Annotated in this window: 15 protein-coding genes; 8 read left to right on the plus strand and 7 right to left on the minus strand. The window is 72.0% G+C overall.

Annotation, left to right across the window (positions count from 1 at the left end):
* Positions 1-4: 4 nt before the first annotated feature.
* The 7 genes from ABZ842_RS01810 to ABZ842_RS01840 all read right to left on the minus strand — a co-directional run bounded on the left by ABZ842_RS01810 (position 5) and on the right by ABZ842_RS01840 (position 6,307).
* Positions 5-946 carry a type II secretion system F family protein gene (locus ABZ842_RS01810; RefSeq protein WP_361529886.1) on the minus strand — a complete coding sequence of 314 codons (942 nt, stop codon included), beginning with the start codon at positions 944-946 and terminating at the stop codon, positions 5-7.
* A 54-nt stretch (positions 947-1,000) separates the two neighbouring features.
* Positions 1,001-2,344, minus strand: a complete 1,344-nt coding sequence (locus ABZ842_RS01815; RefSeq protein ID WP_361529889.1) for a CpaF family protein — start codon at positions 2,342-2,344, stop codon at positions 1,001-1,003.
* A 59-nt stretch (positions 2,345-2,403) separates the two neighbouring features.
* Positions 2,404-2,796, minus strand: a complete 393-nt coding sequence (locus tag ABZ842_RS01820; RefSeq protein WP_361529891.1) for a TadE/TadG family type IV pilus assembly protein — start codon at positions 2,794-2,796, stop codon at positions 2,404-2,406.
* A complete protein-coding gene (locus ABZ842_RS01825; RefSeq protein WP_361529894.1) occupies positions 2,793-3,350 on the minus strand; it encodes a TadE/TadG family type IV pilus assembly protein in 558 nt (185 codons plus the stop codon). Before ABZ842_RS01825 ends, ABZ842_RS01820 begins: the two co-directional genes overlap by 4 nt.
* Positions 3,351-3,375: 25 nt before the next feature.
* Positions 3,376-4,629: an AAA family ATPase gene (locus ABZ842_RS01830; RefSeq protein WP_361529897.1), complete on the minus strand. Its 1,254-nt coding sequence runs from the start codon at positions 4,627-4,629 to the stop codon at positions 3,376-3,378.
* A gap of 7 nt (positions 4,630-4,636) precedes the next feature.
* Positions 4,637-5,350, minus strand: a complete 714-nt coding sequence (gene cpaB / locus ABZ842_RS01835) for a Flp pilus assembly protein CpaB (RefSeq protein WP_361529900.1) — start codon at positions 5,348-5,350, stop codon at positions 4,637-4,639.
* Positions 5,351-5,434: 84 nt separating this feature from the next.
* The gene (locus tag ABZ842_RS01840) at positions 5,435-6,307 is read right to left on the minus strand and encodes a hypothetical protein (RefSeq protein WP_361530008.1); all 873 of its coding nucleotides are present in this window, start codon (positions 6,305-6,307) and stop codon (positions 5,435-5,437) included.
* A 607-nt stretch (positions 6,308-6,914) separates the two neighbouring features.
* On the opposite strand from ABZ842_RS01840, the gene ABZ842_RS01845 reads away from it, so the two are divergent.
* The 8 genes from ABZ842_RS01845 to ABZ842_RS01880 all read left to right on the plus strand — a co-directional run bounded on the left by ABZ842_RS01845 (position 6,915) and on the right by ABZ842_RS01880 (position 16,213).
* Positions 6,915-8,612: a glycoside hydrolase family 18 protein gene (locus tag ABZ842_RS01845; protein ID WP_361529903.1), complete on the plus strand. Its 1,698-nt coding sequence runs from the start codon at positions 6,915-6,917 to the stop codon at positions 8,610-8,612.
* A 550-nt stretch (positions 8,613-9,162) separates the two neighbouring features.
* On the plus strand, positions 9,163-10,539 hold the full coding sequence (locus ABZ842_RS01850; RefSeq protein ID WP_361529906.1) for a M14 family metallopeptidase: 1,377 nt from the start codon (positions 9,163-9,165) through the stop codon (positions 10,537-10,539).
* A gap of 316 nt (positions 10,540-10,855) precedes the next feature.
* Positions 10,856-12,307, plus strand: a complete 1,452-nt coding sequence (locus ABZ842_RS01855; RefSeq protein ID WP_361529909.1) for an ATP-binding protein — start codon at positions 10,856-10,858, stop codon at positions 12,305-12,307.
* Positions 12,304-12,732 (plus strand): roadblock/LC7 domain-containing protein, encoded by a 429-nt coding sequence (locus ABZ842_RS01860; RefSeq protein WP_361529912.1) that lies wholly within the window; start codon positions 12,304-12,306, stop codon positions 12,730-12,732. The genes ABZ842_RS01855 and ABZ842_RS01860 overlap by 4 nt, the downstream gene beginning before the upstream one ends.
* Positions 12,729-13,094, plus strand: a complete 366-nt coding sequence (locus tag ABZ842_RS01865; protein ID WP_361529915.1) for a DUF742 domain-containing protein — start codon at positions 12,729-12,731, stop codon at positions 13,092-13,094. Before ABZ842_RS01860 ends, ABZ842_RS01865 begins: the two co-directional genes overlap by 4 nt.
* Complete coding sequence (locus tag ABZ842_RS01870; RefSeq protein ID WP_361529918.1) at positions 13,075-13,698, plus strand: ATP/GTP-binding protein; 624 nt, start codon at positions 13,075-13,077, stop codon at positions 13,696-13,698. Before ABZ842_RS01865 ends, ABZ842_RS01870 begins: the two co-directional genes overlap by 20 nt.
* Positions 13,695-14,960 (plus strand): cytochrome P450, encoded by a 1,266-nt coding sequence (locus ABZ842_RS01875; protein WP_361529921.1) that lies wholly within the window; start codon positions 13,695-13,697, stop codon positions 14,958-14,960. Before ABZ842_RS01870 ends, ABZ842_RS01875 begins: the two co-directional genes overlap by 4 nt.
* Positions 14,957-16,213, plus strand: a complete 1,257-nt coding sequence (locus tag ABZ842_RS01880; RefSeq protein ID WP_361529924.1) for a cytochrome P450 — start codon at positions 14,957-14,959, stop codon at positions 16,211-16,213. The genes ABZ842_RS01875 and ABZ842_RS01880 overlap by 4 nt, the downstream gene beginning before the upstream one ends.
* Positions 16,214-16,689: the final 476 nt, after the last annotated feature.

Genomic DNA, 16,689 nt, shown 5'->3' on the forward strand with positions numbered 1-16,689 from the left:
CTCCTCAGACCTGGATCCTGGACATCCGGCGGATCAGGAGCCCGCCGACGGTGTAGAGGCCGACGGCGATCAGGGTGGCGACCTGGCCGGTGAAGCTGCCGGTCATCTCGTCCAGGGCGCCGGGGGTCATGGTGTTGATCATCAGCAGGAAGCCGAAGCCGAGCAGCGGCACGGCGAGTGCGGTGACCTTGATCTGGGAGAGCATGGTGGTGACCTCGCGCCGGGTCTCCTTGCGCTCCTCCAGGGTCTGGGTCAGGTTCCGCAGGGAGCTGACGACCTGTCCGCCGGCGCGGTTGGCGAGGATCAGGGTGGTGACCAGGACGATGAGTTCGCGGGAGGGGAGCCGTTCGCCGAGTTCGCCTAGGGCGTCGTCCAGGCTCTGGCCGACGGCGAGTTGGTCGGCGACGATGCCGAGTTCGTGGCCCGCGGGGTCGTCCAGTTCCTCGGCGGCCATGGCGAGCGCGGTGCGCAGGGCGAGGCCGGCCTGGGTGGCGTTGGCGAGGACCCGGGTCAGCTCGGGGAGCTGGTTGATGAACGCTTCGGTCCGCTTCTGCTGCTGCCAGTTGAGGAAGGCGCTCGCGCCCCAGGCGCCGGCCAGCGCGGCGAGCACCCCGAAGTAGGGGGTGAGGACGGCGGCGACGACGACGTAGACGGCGAGGAGGACGAGGGCGGCGTAGACGACGTACTCGCCGGGGGTGACGTCCAGGCCGGTGGTCTTGATCCGGCGTTCCAGGCGCTTGCCGGGGCGGGTCCGCCGCACCCTGCGGTCGACGGCGGCGAAGCGGCGGCGCCGGCCGGGGAGGGCCGCGGGCAGTCCGGTCTGCGCCATGCGTTCGACGAGCGCCTGCCGCTGGGCCCGGCCCCGGGACCAGTGGTGCACGCCGATGACGCCGAGCACCCCGGCGACGAGGGTGGCTCCGATCGTCAGGAGCGGAAGGGTGTTCATGTCGGGCGGGGACCTTCTCCGGTAGGGGGCGGCGTGTGGGGCACTGGGGGCGGCTTATCCGGTCCTCGTTCCGCGGACGACGAGTTCCCCGTCCGAGTCGGCGACGCCGAAGACCAGTGGCAGGACCTCGTTCTTCAGGTGCAGCCGCTGGGCGATCCGGCGCGGCACCGGGTGGTACGCAAACCTGCCGTGCACCCGCCCGTCGGCGGACATCGGCTGGGCCTCGAAGCGGCAGACGGAGACGATCCGGTACTCCTCGCGCCCCGCGGAGTCGACCACGGCGATCTCGGTGACCCGGCGGGAGCCGTCGGCGTGCCGGGTGAGTTGGACGATGACGTCGACGGCGCTGTTGATCTGGTCCTTGATGGCGGCGAAGGGGATCTCCACCTCGGACATGGACGCCAGGGTCTGCAGCCGCATCAGCGCGTCCTCGGCGCTGTTGGCGTGGACGGTGGCCAGCGAGCCGTCGTGGCCGGTGGACATCGCCTGGAGCATGTCCAGGGTCTCCCCGCCGCGGACCTCGCCGACCACGATGCGGTCGGGGCGCATGCGCAGGGAGTTGCGGACCAGGTCGCGGATGGTGACCCGGCCCTTCCCCTCGACGTTCGGCGGGCGGCTCTCCAGGGTGATGACGTGCGACTGCTGGAGTTGGAGTTCGGCGGAGTCCTCGATGGTGACGATCCGCTCCCCCTCCGGGATCAGCCCGGACAGGGTGTTGAGCAGGGTGGTCTTCCCGGTGCCGGTGGCCCCGGAGACGATCACGTTGAACTTGGCCCGCACCAGGCTCGCGAGCAGCAGCGTCATCTGCTCGTCCAGGGAGCCGATGGCGATCATCTCCTGGAGCGTGAAGGCGCGGGGGAAGCGGCGGATGGTGAGGACGGGGCCGCTGAGGGAGAGCGGGGGGATGATGACGTTGACGCGCTCGCCGGACGGCAGTCGGGCGTCGACCATCGGATTGGCCTCGTCCACCCGGCGGTTGACGGTGGAGACGATCCGTTCGATGGTCTGCATCAGCTGCTCGGTGGAGGAGAACCGCATTGGCAGCAGCTCCAGCCGGCCGGCCCGCTCGACGTACACCTGCTCGGGCCCGTTCACCATGATCTCGCTGATGGAGGCGTCCTCCAGCAGCGGTTCCAGGATGCCGAGGCCGAGTGCTTCGTCGACCACGCGTCGGATGAGCTGGGCGCGCTCGGCGGTGGAGAGCACCGGGCCCTCGCGGCTGATGATGTGGCCGAGCACCCGCTCCAGGCGGACGCGCCGGTCGGCGGCGGCGAGCGCGGACATCTCCGCGAGGTCGATCTCCTCCAGCAGTTTGGCCCGGTAGACGGCGACGAGACGGTTGACCTCGCCCCGGCCCTCGACCGGTTCGGGGCTGCTGATGCGCGCCCGCAGGCTCATGTCCTCATCTCCCAGGTGTCGCGGGGGTCTTGCCGGCGTTGGTACGGAGGTGGCGGGGCTCAGTCGCAGGGCATCGTCACGGTCCTCACGGCGGGGTCGAAGTCGAGCATCGGCAACAGCGCGGGCACCTGGACGGTCGCGGTCACCGAGATCTCGTCGTCGCCGTCGCCGCACCGTCCGGCGTCGAAGTCGGTGCCGTCCGCGAGCCAGCCGCTGATCGCGGCCCGGCCCGCGGGCACGGCCCGGCCGCCGCCGTCCGGTGCGGCTGCGGCGCGGGCTGCGGCGCGGGCCGCGGTGCCGGCCTGCTGCGCGGCGTAGGCGACGATGCCGAGCTGGATGGCGGCCAGGGCGAGGAAGACGAGCAGGGCGACCATCCCGGCGTACTCGACCGCGGCCTGTCCGCGGTCGTCCCGGCGCGCACCGGCCCCCGCTGCGGGTTCCCGCGCCCTCACCGGTCCCGCTCCTCGTTCGGCGCCGCGGCTTCGCCGGGGACGGTGATGGGCAGGTCGATGCCGCCGGGGAAGAGGGCGGGCACCCGCAGCTCCACGGTGGCCCGGTACATCTCGCCGTCCACCCGGCACTGGGTGTTGACGCCCTGCCACGCCCCGGAGAGGGTGCGGCGGGCGGCTGCGGCGCAGGCGTCGGCCCCGCCCACGGCGCCGGCGCGGGCGGCCTCGTCGGCGGCGTTGCCGGCGAGGGCGAAGGTGTAGCCGGTGAGGGCGGCCTGCCACAGCAGCCCCACGGTGACGAGGATGATCGGGAGCGTCCCGACGAACTCGACGGCGGCCTGTCCGCGGTCGTTGTGGTTCTCCCGCGCCTGCCGGACGATCCGCAGCCGACCGCGGACGCCTGCCGCGGGCGCGACCCGGGGCCGGCTCGCGCCCGGTGCGCCGGGGATCCGCGACCGCCGTCGCGCGCCCTGACCGCCGCTCATCGCCCCGGCCACCTCCTCGACGCCGTCCACGCGTTCACCGACGCAGTCCGCCCGCTCAGCGACGCCGTCCACGCGTTCACCGACGCAGTCCGCGCGTTCACTTCGACCGCGTCCGACGCAGGCCGATCGAGCCGCGGTCGCCGCGGAACCGGCTCTGCTTCTGCTGCGGCTCCAGGGCCTGTGCGCGGACCAGTCCCAACTCCCCCGCCAGGCTCCACAGCGCCTGCTTCACCGTCGACTTGGCCTCCAGGTCCTGCATGCGGCCCGCGTCCACCACCGGCTGGAGCTCCTTGAAGCCGGCCGGCACGGCCGACTTGGCGACCCGGGTGCCGGTGATCTTCTCGATCAGCGGCGGTTGGATCTCCGTGCCGCGGGTGTGCCGGTTGACGACGACGACCGTCTCCTCCGCCTTGCGGATCTGCAGCCGCTCCCACATCCGCACCATGCGCTTGGCGGCGCGCACCGCGACCACGTCGGGCGTGGTGACCAGCAGCGTGGTGTCGGCGCTCTCGATCGCCGCCGCGCTCCCGGTCGTGACCTGGGTGCCGCAGTCCACGACGACGACCTCGTACCGGCTGCGCAGCGCGCTGATGACCTGTCGTACGGCCCGGTCGCCGACCTCCTCGCCGCGCTCCCCCTCCGCGGGCGCCAGCAGCAGCCCGATGCCGGTCTGGTGGGCGAAGACGGCGTCCTGGAGCACCCGGGGCGAGATGTCCTGGATGGCCGCGAGGTCGGCGATGGAGCGGCGGAACTGCACGTCGAGGTAGGAGGCGACGTCACCGGCCTGGAGGTCCAGGTCGACCAGGGCGACGGCACGGCCCGAGGCGCGGGCGGCCAGGGCCAGTTGGACCGCGGTGACGGTGGCGCCGGCCCCGCCCTTGGCCCCGCTGACCGTGACGACGGTGCCCCCGGGCCCGGACACCAGCTCCGCGCCGTGGCCGAGGTGGCGCCGTACGCCGGTGGACCAGCCCGCCGCGGCCTGCACGCGCTGCGCCAGGTCCTCGTACGACAGCGGCATCCCGAGCAGCCCGCGCGCGCCGGAGTCCATGGCGGCCGAGTACAGGCCGGGTCCGGCGTCGACGGTCACCAGGACCACGCCGACGGCGGGGAAGCGCAGCGCCACTTCCCGGATCAGCTCCAGCGCCGGCACCGGGCCGATCCGCTCGTGGACCAGCACGACCTCGGGCAGTTCGTCGAGGGACTCGGCCGCCAGCCGGGCCAGCAGGTCGAGCAGCGAGGTCGAGTCGCCCACCGCGGGCGCCGGCTCCACGTCGGGCAGCTGGCTCAGCAGGGTGGTGATCGACCGGGCGGCGTCCGGGTCGCCGACGGCCGGCAGGATGCGTGTGGTCATACAGCACTCACCTGTTCTTGTCTTCGTCGAGGGTGTAGGTGCTGTCGCCGGGGCGCAACGATGCCGCGGTCCCCTTGGCGAGAAGGGCGAGCCGGACGTTCTCGGCGAAGGACTCCGCGTACGCGACGCGCTGGGCGTCCGCGGTGGTGAGGGCGAAGGTGATCGGCACCGCTTCGCGGGCGGCGTCGCGGCGCTCGCTGCGGCCCGCGCCGATCGGGGTGAGCTCGCCGACGTCGAGGACGCGGGCGCCTGAGACGATGATCCGCGACTCGTCGGGGTCGCTGTCGCGCTTGCCGGCGAAGGTGGCGAAGATGTTCACCAGGTCACCGGGGCTGATCTTGCCGGCGACCCCGGTCGCGGCGTCGACCATGATGGCGATCTCCTGCTCGCCGGCGTTCAGCGCGGGCCGCTTGACGATCATGTCGTCCTGGAGCAGCGAACCCTTCTTGAGCCGGGTGACGGCTATCTTCCCGTTGACCTGGGCGACGTCCCGGACGGCGCTGTCGGACAGCCAGCGCTCGGGAATGGCGACCTTTTCGAACTGCTGGGGGGTGAGGGCGGTGTACGGGGCCACGTCGGACTTCAGCCGGTAGGCGGACACCTCGGGGCCGACCTTCGAATTCACGTCACCGATCACGGAGACCACCCCGGCGACGGCGGCGAGGGCGCAGAGGACCGAGAGGGCGATCAGGATGACGCCTCGGCGTTGACGTGAATTCATGAGCTGGGGAACCTCGTTCGCTAACGGTCGCTAACGGTCACGGACGGGAGGGCGGGTGGCAGAGGTGGCAGGGGTGGCAGGGGGTCAGCCTGCGGGCGTGCCGCGGCCCGGTACACCGGAATGGTGGAACTGCCCCTGATCGAGGTGGCGGCCGTTCGCGGCCGGGGCGAGCGGGGCCGAACAGAAAACGCAGACGTCACCGATGAGTTCGATTCCGCACCAGGTGCACACCTCTCTGCGGACGGACGAGACCAGTTGGTAGAGAATCGAGACGTCGGGCAGGAAGGCGGCGAATTCCACGAGTTTCCCGGTGCCCCACCAGGTCGCCGAAGCGGCGGGCAGCGGGACCTCCTCCACGCCCTGGACCTGCCACTGGGGCGCGAGGGTGCCGGTCACCCAGTCGGTCTGCGCCTGGCCCTTCGCGACCACCAGACGGGTGGCGAAGTCGGGCCCGGTGAGCTGCTGCGACGGCAGGTCACCGGCGCCGCCCGCCCCGGAGCCGAGCTTGACCAGCTCGGGCGTCGGGTGGGCGAGCACGCCGAACTGGGCGCCGGGGACCCAGGACTTCGCGTGGGACTTCAAGGTGACCGGGACCCGGTCGAGCCGGGCCACGGAATGCAGTACGGCGCCGGCGTGCACGTAGTGCGAGAGCAGCCGGGCGGCCGAGGCGACTATTCCGGCGCCGAAGTCGCAGATCGACAACTGCCGCAGCTGCCGTACGAGTACGGCGACGGCGAGCGGCGGCAGGTCCAGTTTCAGCAGCGCGATGCGATTGCTCTCCAGCACCGAACGCACGGTGTGCAGGCGCCGTTCGTGCGCCACGGGAATCGTCGCGGGATACAGGGCGACGACATATCCGTACTGCTCCAGCAGTACGGATATGTCGGTGAGGGCGCTCTCCAGCGGGGCGTCGTCGGGCGACGCGAGCAGCGCGGCCGTGGGCGTGTGCGGATCCATCGGCGGTAGCACCAGATCTGCGCTGGTGACAGCTATTGCGGTCGGCACGCTGGTTCCCCGTTCGGACAACGGTCTCCGGGGGTTCCGTGACCGCGGATACGTACTGCTCGCTGCTCCTGGGCAGCACTTTATCCACGACGTCAGAGCCAGAGAACACCCTGCTGGAACTCACAGCCGCGCTGCGAGCACGCTCCGCTCATGCCAAAGCGGACCAAACCCGGATGTTCCCCTATGCGGGGGTCGGCGTCCACCCCGGTGCGGGGCGTGCGGCGGGAAACTTCCCTTCCACGCCAGGGTTTTGGCCGAAAGTCATCGTAAGCCCCGGAGTGGGGCGCCCGATTGCCCCCGAAGTGCCGACTGCATGCCCGTCGCATGTCGGCCAGCGCACGGCCGGTCGTCGCGCCGGCCGCCACCTCGGCACCGAGGGGCCGCCGTCGGGCACGAATCGATGCCCGAGGTCTTGACAACCCTATTGGTCTGGACCAGTTTTACGCCCAGCGGGGGCCGCCGTCTCCGGTCCACCTCCTCCTCGCGTCCCCCGCTCCCACCCCCCCACGCACCTCTTCGGTTCCTCCACCCCCACCCCCCACACTCCTGGAGGCAGTACGTGGAACCCACCAGACGTCCGCGCAGATGGCTCGGCGGGGCACTTGCGCTCGCCGTCGGCGCCGGCCTCACCGTCCTGGGCACCGCGGCACCGGCCCACGCGGCTGACGTCAACAACGCGAAGAACGCCGGATTCGAGTCGGGCCTGACCAACTGGTCCTGTTCCGGCGGCACCGGCGCGAACACGTCCACCCCCGTCCGCACCGGCGCATCGGCGCTCAAGGCCACCCCCGCCGGCCAGGACAACGCCCGGTGCAGCCAGACCGTGGCCGTGAAGCCCAACTCGACGTACACGCTCAGCGCCTACGTCCAGGGCAGCTACGTCTACCTCGGCGCCACCGGCACCGGCACCACGGACGTGTCGACCTGGTCGCCCGGCAGCACCGGCTGGAACCAGCTCTCCACCACGTTCCGCACCGGCGCGAGCACCACGTCCGTGACGGTGTACACGCACGGCTGGTTCGGCCAGAGCGCGTACCACGTGGACGACGTCTCCGTCTTCGGCCCCGACGGGGGCGGCGGACAGGACCCCGACCCGGTCGTGCCCAATGCGCCCACCGGGCTGACCGCGGGGACCACCACCTCCTCGACGGTCCCGCTGAACTGGACCGCGGCCACCGGTGCGACCGGCTACAACGTGTACCGGGACGGCGTGAAGGTCTCCTCGGTGACCGGCACGTCGACGACCGTGACGGGCCTCGCGGCGAACACCTCGTACAGCTTCGAGGTGACCGCGACCAACTCCAAGGGCGAGTCCCCGAAGTCCACCGCGGTCACCGCGCGCACCCAGAGCGGTGGCCAGAACCCGAACCCCGTGGTGCCCAAGCACGCGGTGACGGGCTACTGGCAGAACTTCAACAACGGCGCGACCGTGCAGAAGCTGCGCGACGTCAACCCGCAGTACGACATCATCGCGGTCGCCTTCGCGGACGCCACCACCACTCCGGGCGAGCTCACCTTCAACCTCAGCCCGGCGCTCGGCTACGCGAACGCCGCCGAGTTCAAGTCGGACGTGGCCGCGAAGAAGGCGGCGGGCAAGTCGGTGATCATCTCCGTCGGTGGTGAGATCGGCAACGTCACCGTCAACAGCGACGCCTCCGCGACGGCCTTCGCCAACAGCGCGTACGCCCTGATGCAGGAGTACGGCTTCAACGGCGTCGACATCGACCTGGAGCACGGCATCAACTCCACGTACCTCACCAAGGCGATCCGACAGCTGTCGGCCAAGGCGGGGACGAACATGGTGCTGACGATGGCCCCTCAGACCCTCGACATGCAGTCGACCGGCACCGAGTACTTCAAGCTGGCGACGGCGGTCAAGGACATCCTCACCGTCGTCAACACGCAGTACTACAACAGCGGCGCGATGCTCGGCTGCGACGGCAAGGTGTACTCGCAGGGCTCGGTGGACTTCCTCACCGCGCTCGCCTGCATCCAGCTCGAAGGCGGCCTCGACCCGTCCCAGGTGGGCATCGGGGTGCCGGCCTCCAGCCGGGGCGCCGGCAGCGGCTACGTCTCCCCGTCGGTCGTGACCGCGGCGCTCGACTGCCTCACCAAGGGCACGAGCTGCGGCAACTTCAAGCCGACGAAGACCTACCCGGGTCTGCGCGGCGCGATGACCTGGTCCATCAACTGGGACGCGACGGCGGGCAACGCGTGGTCCAACGTCGTGGGCCCGCACGTCCACAACCTGCCGTAGCCCTCCGGGCCGGACGCGAGGGGTGTGTGCCGCCGCAACCCTGCGGACACGTGCCCCTGCGCGTCTGGACGGCCCCGCCGTAGCCCCTGCGGGTGGCGTTGGTCTCCGCGGGCCGGTAAGTGGCTTGTCGCGCAGTTCCGCCCCCTACGCCCAGAGGGCGTGGGGGGACCCCCAGCGCACCAAAGACCTTCGCCCGGCCCGCAGACAAATGACGGGGGCAGCGAAACAGGGGCGCGGGGAACTGCGCGAGCAACCCAGCACCGGCCCGCAGACGCCACACCGCAGCCCGCCGCACGGCGAAACCGCGCTGGGCCGCAGACTGGCCGCAGACGCCACAGCTCAGCCCGCCGCACGGCGAAACCGTCGCGAACTCGTCGTACGCATTGCCCCACCAACCCCACGCCCGGGGCCGTACGACACCCAGCAGCGCCACCGATCTGTCCCGGTGGCGCTGTTGCGCGTTCACCGTCGGACGCCGTATTGACCGGAGCATGTCAGAGCTTCACCATGTGCGGTGCTGGCACCCCCACCCTCACCTCCAGGAGACAGCATGGGACTTCGCACCCGCGGCAAGGGCCGGGGCGCGCGGACGGCGGCGCTCACCGCGCTGCTGGCCCTCGCGCTCACCGCGCCCTTCACCGCCAACGCGGCACCACCGGAGCCGTCGGACGCACGCAACAGCTCCGCCGCGCGCACCACCGCGGCGGCCGAGGCCGCCGAGCGGATCACCCAGTACGAGGTCAAGGACGTCACGGGGGTCGCCGAGCGGACCTCGCTCGCCGCCACCGGCGTCTCGATCGACGAGGTCGACGCCCGCTCGGTCGTCGTCAGCGCGGACGCCGCCCAGGCGAAGCGGCTGAGGGCGCTGGGGTACGAGCTCGCGGCCCTGCCCGGGCCCCCGGCCCGCGGCGCCACCGCCGGCGCCGACGTCCGCCCGCTGGACTTCCCGCCCGCCGACTCCCGCTACCACAACTACGCGGAGATGACGGCGGCCATAGACCAGCGCATAGCGGCGCACCCCACGATCATGAACAAGCGGGTCATCGGCAAGACCCACCAGGGCCGCGACATCGTGGCGATCAAGGTCAGCGACAACGTCGGCGTCGACGAGAACGAGCCCGAGGTGCTCTTCACCGCGCAGCAGCACGCGCGCGAGCACCTGACCGTGGAGATGGCCCTCTACCTGCTGCGCGAACTCGGCGAGGACTACGGCACGGACTCCAGGATCACCAACGCCGTCAACGGCCGGGAGATCTGGATCGTGCCCTCCCTCAACCCGGACGGCAGCGAGTACGACATCGCCACCGGCTCGTACCGCAGCTGGCGCAAGAACCGGCAGCCCAACACCGGCTCGACCGCCGTCGGCACCGACCTCAACCGCAACTGGAACTTCCGCTGGGGCTGCTGCGGCGGCTCCTCCACCAACCCCGGCTCCGAGACCTACCGCGGCCGGGCCGCCGAGTCCGCGCCCGAGGTGAAGGTGGTCGCCGACTTCGTGCGCGGCCGGGTGGTGGGCGGCAAGCAGCAGATCACCGCCGGCATCGACTTCCACACCTACAGCGAGCTGGTGCTGTGGCCGTACGGCTACACCACCGCGGACACCGCGCCCGGCATGACGCAGGACGACCGGAACGCCTTCGCCGCGATCGGTCAGAAGATGGCCGCCAGCAACGGCTTCACGCCGCAGCAGTCCAGCGACCTGTACGTCACCGACGGGTCCATCGACGACTGGCTGTGGGGGAACCAGAAGATCTTCGGCTACACCTTCGAGCTCTATCCGACCGGCTTCGGCGGCGGCGGCTTCTACCCGCCGGACGAGGTGATCGAGCGCGAGACCAGCCGCAACCGGGACGCGGTGCTGCAACTCCTGGAGAACGCGGACTGCATGTACCGCTCCATCGGCAAGGAAGCGCAGTACTGCGCCTGAAGGAGCGGTGAGACACCCGACGCGAGATGACGTGAGCTGACGTGAGATGACACACGTCCGGCGCGCGGCCCGACAACGGGTCGCGCGCCGCCGCGCGGGGACACGGTGCGTTAATGCCGGTATCACCGCTGTGATGAAGCCACTGACGGCCGAAACGCCGACGGTCGACCCTCCGCCGCCTCCCCGCGCCCACCGCTTCCGCCCCCGAACGACCGAGGTTGTCCATTGATGTCGCTGGTGGAGCCGTCATCTGTTCTATAAGGTCCCGGGAGTTGAGCAATTCCGCACGCGTCTCCCCGTGCCCGAGGAGCAGTTGATGGCCGTCATCGGCGTCGCCTCAGTCGCCGCCCTCTTGATCTGCGCCGCTTTGGTGGCGATGCTGGTCCACCGGGCACGCGCCCGGCGCGCCGGCGCGCACGCCGCCGCACTGGCCGCCGAGGCCGAGCGGTTCGCGGAGCAGTCCGTTCCCGCGCTGCTCGCGGCCGTACGACAGGGGGCACCCGCACTCGCGGCGCTCTCCTCCGTGCCCGCCCCGGCGAACCCGGCGTACCAGCGCGCGTTGCGCGCGGTCGCCGAAGAGGCGGAACACATCGAGCGCCGGCGGGCCGCCGCCGCCCGGGAGGCGTCCCTGGGCGAGAAGCGCCGGGCCGCGGCCATGGCCGCGTGCGCCAACGCCGCCGGCCGCATGCAGGCCATGACCACCGGCATGCTCGCGGACCTGCGGGAGATGGAGCACCGGCACGACGACGAGGACGTACTCGCCGACCTGCTGCACCTGGACCACCGCACGGCGCAGGCGGGCCGGTTGGCCGACAGCATCGCCGTCCTCAGCGGCGCCCGCTCGGGCCGCCGCTGGGCCAAGCCCATCCCGATGGAGTCGATCCTGCGCGGCGCCATGGGCCGGGTCGCGGGCTACCAGCGGATCCGGCTGCGCTCGGTCGCGGACATCGCCGTCGCGGGCCACGCGGCGGAGGGCGTGATGCACGTGCTGGCCGAACTCCTCGACAACGCCTGCAACTTCTCCCCGCCGACCACCGACGTCCACGGCTACGTGGCGGAGGTGCCGGCCGGCGCGGTGATCACCGTCGAGGACAGCGGGCTCGTGATGAGCGAGACCGCGCTGCGCCGCGCGGAGCGCGCGGTGTCCGGCGAGGCCGGCGACCTGTCGACGCTCGCCGGTACCCGCCTCGGGCTCGCCGTGGTGGGCCGGCTGGCGAAGAAGCACGGCCTCACGGTCTCCTTCCGGCCGTCCGCGATCGGCGGCACCGGCGTGGTCGTGATGATCCCGCAGGAGCTGATCACCCGCAGCAGGCCGGAGGAGCCGCAGCCGGCGGCGCTGCGGCGCCCGCTGGTGACCGCCGGCGGCCCCGCCGCCGCGGACCGCGACACCGGCCGCGCACTCGACCGCGGACGCGACCGCGGCGCCGGGTACGACCCCGACCGCGGGCACGAACGCGGCACCGAGCACGACCGGGCGGACCTCGCCCGCCCCGCCGCGGCCGGCGCGCTGCCCAAGCGGCGCCGCGGCCGTACGCTGGCGGCGACCCACCCCGAAGGACTGCCCACCTCCGCCGTGCCGCGGCAGCCCGACCCGACGTCCGGGACGGCCCGGCCGCGCTCCGCGGGCGCCGGCGCGCGGTTCGGCGCCTTCCGGCGCGCCGTCACCGGTCAGGAGGACGGCGCCGCCGACGGCTCCGACCCCGCCCGGGGCACCGCGGAGACACCCCCCGTACGCACTGCATCTCCCCTCTCGGAGGACGACCGATGACCGCATCCGCCACCGGTGCTACTGGCCTCGGCTGGCTGCTGGAAGGACTCCTGGAGCGCACGCCCGGCGCCCGGCACGCGCTGGTGCTGTCCCGGGACGGCCTCAAGCTCTGCCACACCTCCGAGTTGAGCGAGGACCGGGCCGACCAGCTCTCCGCGATCTCCGCCGGCATCCAGAGCCTTTCGCACGGCGCCTCCGTGGAGTTCGGCGACGGCTCCGGCGGCGTGCGCCAGTCGATGACCGAGTTCTACGGCGGCATCCTGTTCATCGCGGAGGCCGGCGCGGGCAGCCACGTGGCCGTGGTCGCCGCCGAGGACGCCGACGCGGGCCTGGTCGGTCACAACATGCTTGAGTTGGTCGAGCAGTTGGGCGAGCACCTGAGCGCGCCGCCCCGCTCCGGCCCCGGTTCGGGCGCCGCGGAATGAGCGGCGCGGCCCGCTTCTCCCGGCACGAGAACCCGGATCGGCTCTACACGCTGACCGGGGGCCGCAGCCGGCCCAGCCGGGACGACTTCGACCTCGTCACGCTGGTCGTCGGCGAGTGCGAGCCGGCCCGCGGGATGCAGTCCGAGCACGCCGCGATCCTGCGGCTGTGCCGGCTGCCGGTGGCCGTCGTGGAGATCGCGGCGGAGCTGCGGTTACCGGTGAGCATCACCAAGATCCTGCTGTCCGATCTGCTGGATGCGGGCCGGATCACCGTCCGCCATCCGCGGACCGCCGCGTCGTCCTCGCGGCTCCCCGACCACGCGACCTTGGAGAAGGTGCTCGTTGGACTCCGGCAACTCTGACCGCGCCGAGCCGCGCCAGGCATCCCGCACCCCGCTGAGCCGTACGGCGGACAACGGGCTGAAGATCGTCATCGTCGGCGGCTTCGGGGTGGGCAAGACCACGCTGGTGCGCTCGGTCAGCGACATCAGGCCGCTGAACACCGAGGAGACCATGACCCAGGCCAGCCAGTACGTCGACGACCTGCGGGCGGTGCCGGACAAGTCCGCCACCACGGTCGCCTTCGACTTCGGCCGGATCAGCCTGGACGAGCGGACGGTGCTCTACCTGTTCGGCGCGCCCGGACAGGAGCGCTTCTGGTTCCTGTGGGACCGGCTCTTCAGCGGCACGCTGGGCGCGGTCGTGCTGGTGGACGACCGTCGGCTGGCGGACTCCTGGTACGCCATCGACCGGCTGGAGCACCACGGGACCCCGTTCATCGTGGCCCGCAACGACTTCGGCGGCCCGCCGCACTCCGCCGAGCGGATCAGGGAGGCCCTGGACCTCGATCCGCACGTGCCGCTGGTCGACTGCGACGCCCGCTCGCGCGACTCCAGCAAGAGCGTGCTCATCTCGCTGGTCCAGCACCTGCAATCCCTCGTCGGCACTTCGGAGACGGCCTTATGACCACCCCAGAACCCGCCCGGGAAGGCGGCTGCCCGGTGCACGCCGGCGACGGCGCCGTGCCGCTCAGCGGCCCCCGATTCCACACCGACCCGCACCAGCTGTACCGCGAGATGCGCCGGGAGCACGGCCCGGTGGTCCCGGTCGAGCTGCCCGGCGGCTTCCCCGCCTGGCTGGTGATCGGCTACAGCGAGATGCACCAGGTCACCAGCGACCCGGAGCTGTTCCCGCGGGACGCGAGCCTGTGGAACCAGTGGGACCGGGTGCCCGCGGACTGGCCGCTGCGCCCGATGATCGGCCAGCCCATGCCGTCGATCTACTTCACCGCCGGCGAGGCGCACCGTCGGCACGCCATCTTGGTGGGGGCCGCGCTGGAGGAGGTCGACCCGGTCGAGCTGCGCGGGATCTGCGAGGAGTTGGCGGATCAGCTGATCGACGCGTTCTGCGGGCGCGGCGAGGCGGAGCTGCTGGCGGAGTTCGCCAAGCCGCTGCCGGTGCTGGCGCTGGCCCGGATCGTCGGCTTCCCGGACGAGGAGGGCATCGTACTGGCCCGGGTGCTGGGCGAGTTGGCCGACGGCGGCGAGGGCGCGCAGCAGGCGTACCTGGCGTACATGGAGCAGATGCAGCGGTTGGTGAAGGCCAAGCGGGCGGAGCCGGGCGAGGACGTGGTGTCCTGGATGCTCGCCAACGGCGAGGGCTTCACGGACGAAGAGGTCATGCTCAACGTCAAGGACGTGACGGCCGCCGGGTTCCTGCCGACGGCCGACTGGATCGGCAACACGATCCGGCTGATGCTCACCGACGACCGGTTCGCCGCGGCGCTCGGCGGCGGTCGGCACAGCATCGGGCAGGCGATGAACGAGGTTCTGTGGGAGGACACCCCCACCCAGATCCTGGCCGGTCGGTGGGCGGCCCGGGACACCTTCCTGAGCGGTCGGCAGCTCCGCGGCGGCGACATGCTGCTGCTGGGCCTCGCCGCGGCCAACGCGGATCCGTTGATCCAACAGCAGTTCGCGCCGTCGCAGGGCGGCAACAGCGCCCACTTCTCCTTCAGCCACGGGGAGTACCGCTGCCCCTTCCCGGCGCAGGAAATCGCTGAGATCATCGCCCGGACGGGCATCGAGGTGATGCTGGACCGACTGCCCGACCTCGATCTCGCGGTGCCCGCACGGACCTTGGTGCGGCGCCCGTCGTCCTTCCTGCGGGGGATGACGGCCGTGCCCGTACGCTTCACGCCGATTCCCCCGACAGGAGACCGTCCGTGAGCCCAGCCCGCGCCGCCGTGGCGCCCGCCGTCGTCCTCGACCCCCTGGTGCGCGACCTGGCCGGGGAGACCGCGCGGCTGTGCGCGGACGGTCCCTTCGTACGCATCGACCTGCTGGGCGCGCCCGCCTGGACGGTCACCCGGCACTCGGTGGCCCGTCGGCTGCTGACGGACCCGCGGCTGGTGAAGGACATCGGGGCGTGGGGGCTGTGGCAGTCGGGGGCGGTGACCCGCGAGTGGCCGCTGATCGCGATGGTGGACCCGGGCCGTTCGATGTTCACCGAGGACGGCGAGGAGCACCGGCGGCTGCGGGCGAAGACGGCGCAGGCGATCACCCCGCGGCGGCTGGACGCGCTGCGGCCGGTGGTGGAGCGGCTGACCGAGCAGCTGCTGGCGGACGTGGCGGCCGTCGCGCGCACCGCGCGGGAGCGGGGCGAGGGCGCCCGGGTGGACCTGAAGACCGCGTTCGCCCAGCCGCTGCCGATGGGCGTGGTCTGCACGTTGATGGGGGTGCCGGAGGACACGATCCCGCACCAGATGCAGCTGTGGAAACGATTCTTCTCACTGGCGACCTCACAGGAGGAACGCCTCGCGGCACACCGCGAGTTGTGGGACCTCTTCCGGGCGTTGGTACGGGAGAAGACCGAGCGCCCCACCGACGACCTGACCAGCGCGCTGATCTTCGCGGAGGACGGCGGGGCGCGGCTGACGGAGGACGAGGTGGTGGGCAACCTCACCGCGATGATCGGGGCGGGCCACGAGACCACGGTGGGCCTGATCCTCAACGCGGTGCGCGGACTGCTCGCCCACCCCGACCAGTTGGCCCTGGTGCTGGCCGGTGAGGTGTCGTGGGATGCGGTGGTGGAGGAGACCCTGCGCTGGGACCCGCCGGTGACGCACCTGCTGATGCGCTTCGCGACGGAGGACGTCGAGGTCGACGGCTTCGTCATCGAGAAGGGCGAGTCGCTCGTCGTCTCGTACCGGGCGATCGGGCGGGACGCGGAGCGGCACGGGGCGGACGCGAATGCGTTCGACGTGACGCGGGAGGGAGCGAACCGTCACATGACCTTCGGCCACGGCCCGCACATCTGCCCGGGCGCGGCGCTGTCCCGCCTGGAGGCGACGGTCGCCCTCCCGGCGATCTTCGCCCGCTTCCCGGGGTTGCGGCTCGCGGTCCCCACGGATGAGCTGCGCAACCTCCCCGTACTCACCCAGAACGACCTGGAATCCTTCCCGGTCCTCCTCCACGCCTGACCGCAGGCGCCGCTTCCCTGCGGTCCCGTTCCCGGCCTGCGGCCCGGTGGTGGGCTTGTCGCGCAGTTCCTCGCGCCCCTAAAGGCCCTCGCCGTTTCCTGCGGGACTGTTGTTCTCTGCGGGTGCATCGTGGCTGTGCGCGCAGTTCCCCGCGCCCCTAAATGCCTTCGCCCGGCCCGCAGACAAGTGACGGGGCAGCGAAACAGGTGGCGCTGGGGGTCCCCCACGCCCTCTGGGCGTGGGGGGCGGAACTGCGCGACAAGCCACCCATGGTCCGCAGACAGCAACGGTCCCGCGGGGAAACGGCGAGGGCTTTTGGGGGCGCGGGGAACTGCGCGAGCAGCCACAATGCGCCCGCAGAGGTACGGCTATGGGCGTCGGGGGGGGGGGGGGGGGGGCCCCCCCCCCCCCGGGGGGGGGGGGGGGGGGGGGGGAAAAAAACCCCGCGCCGCCCGACCCCCGGCCAACACCCCCAC

Source organism: Streptomyces sp. NPDC047315 (assembly GCF_040643215.1).
Classification (GTDB): domain Bacteria; phylum Actinomycetota; class Actinomycetes; order Streptomycetales; family Streptomycetaceae; genus Streptomyces.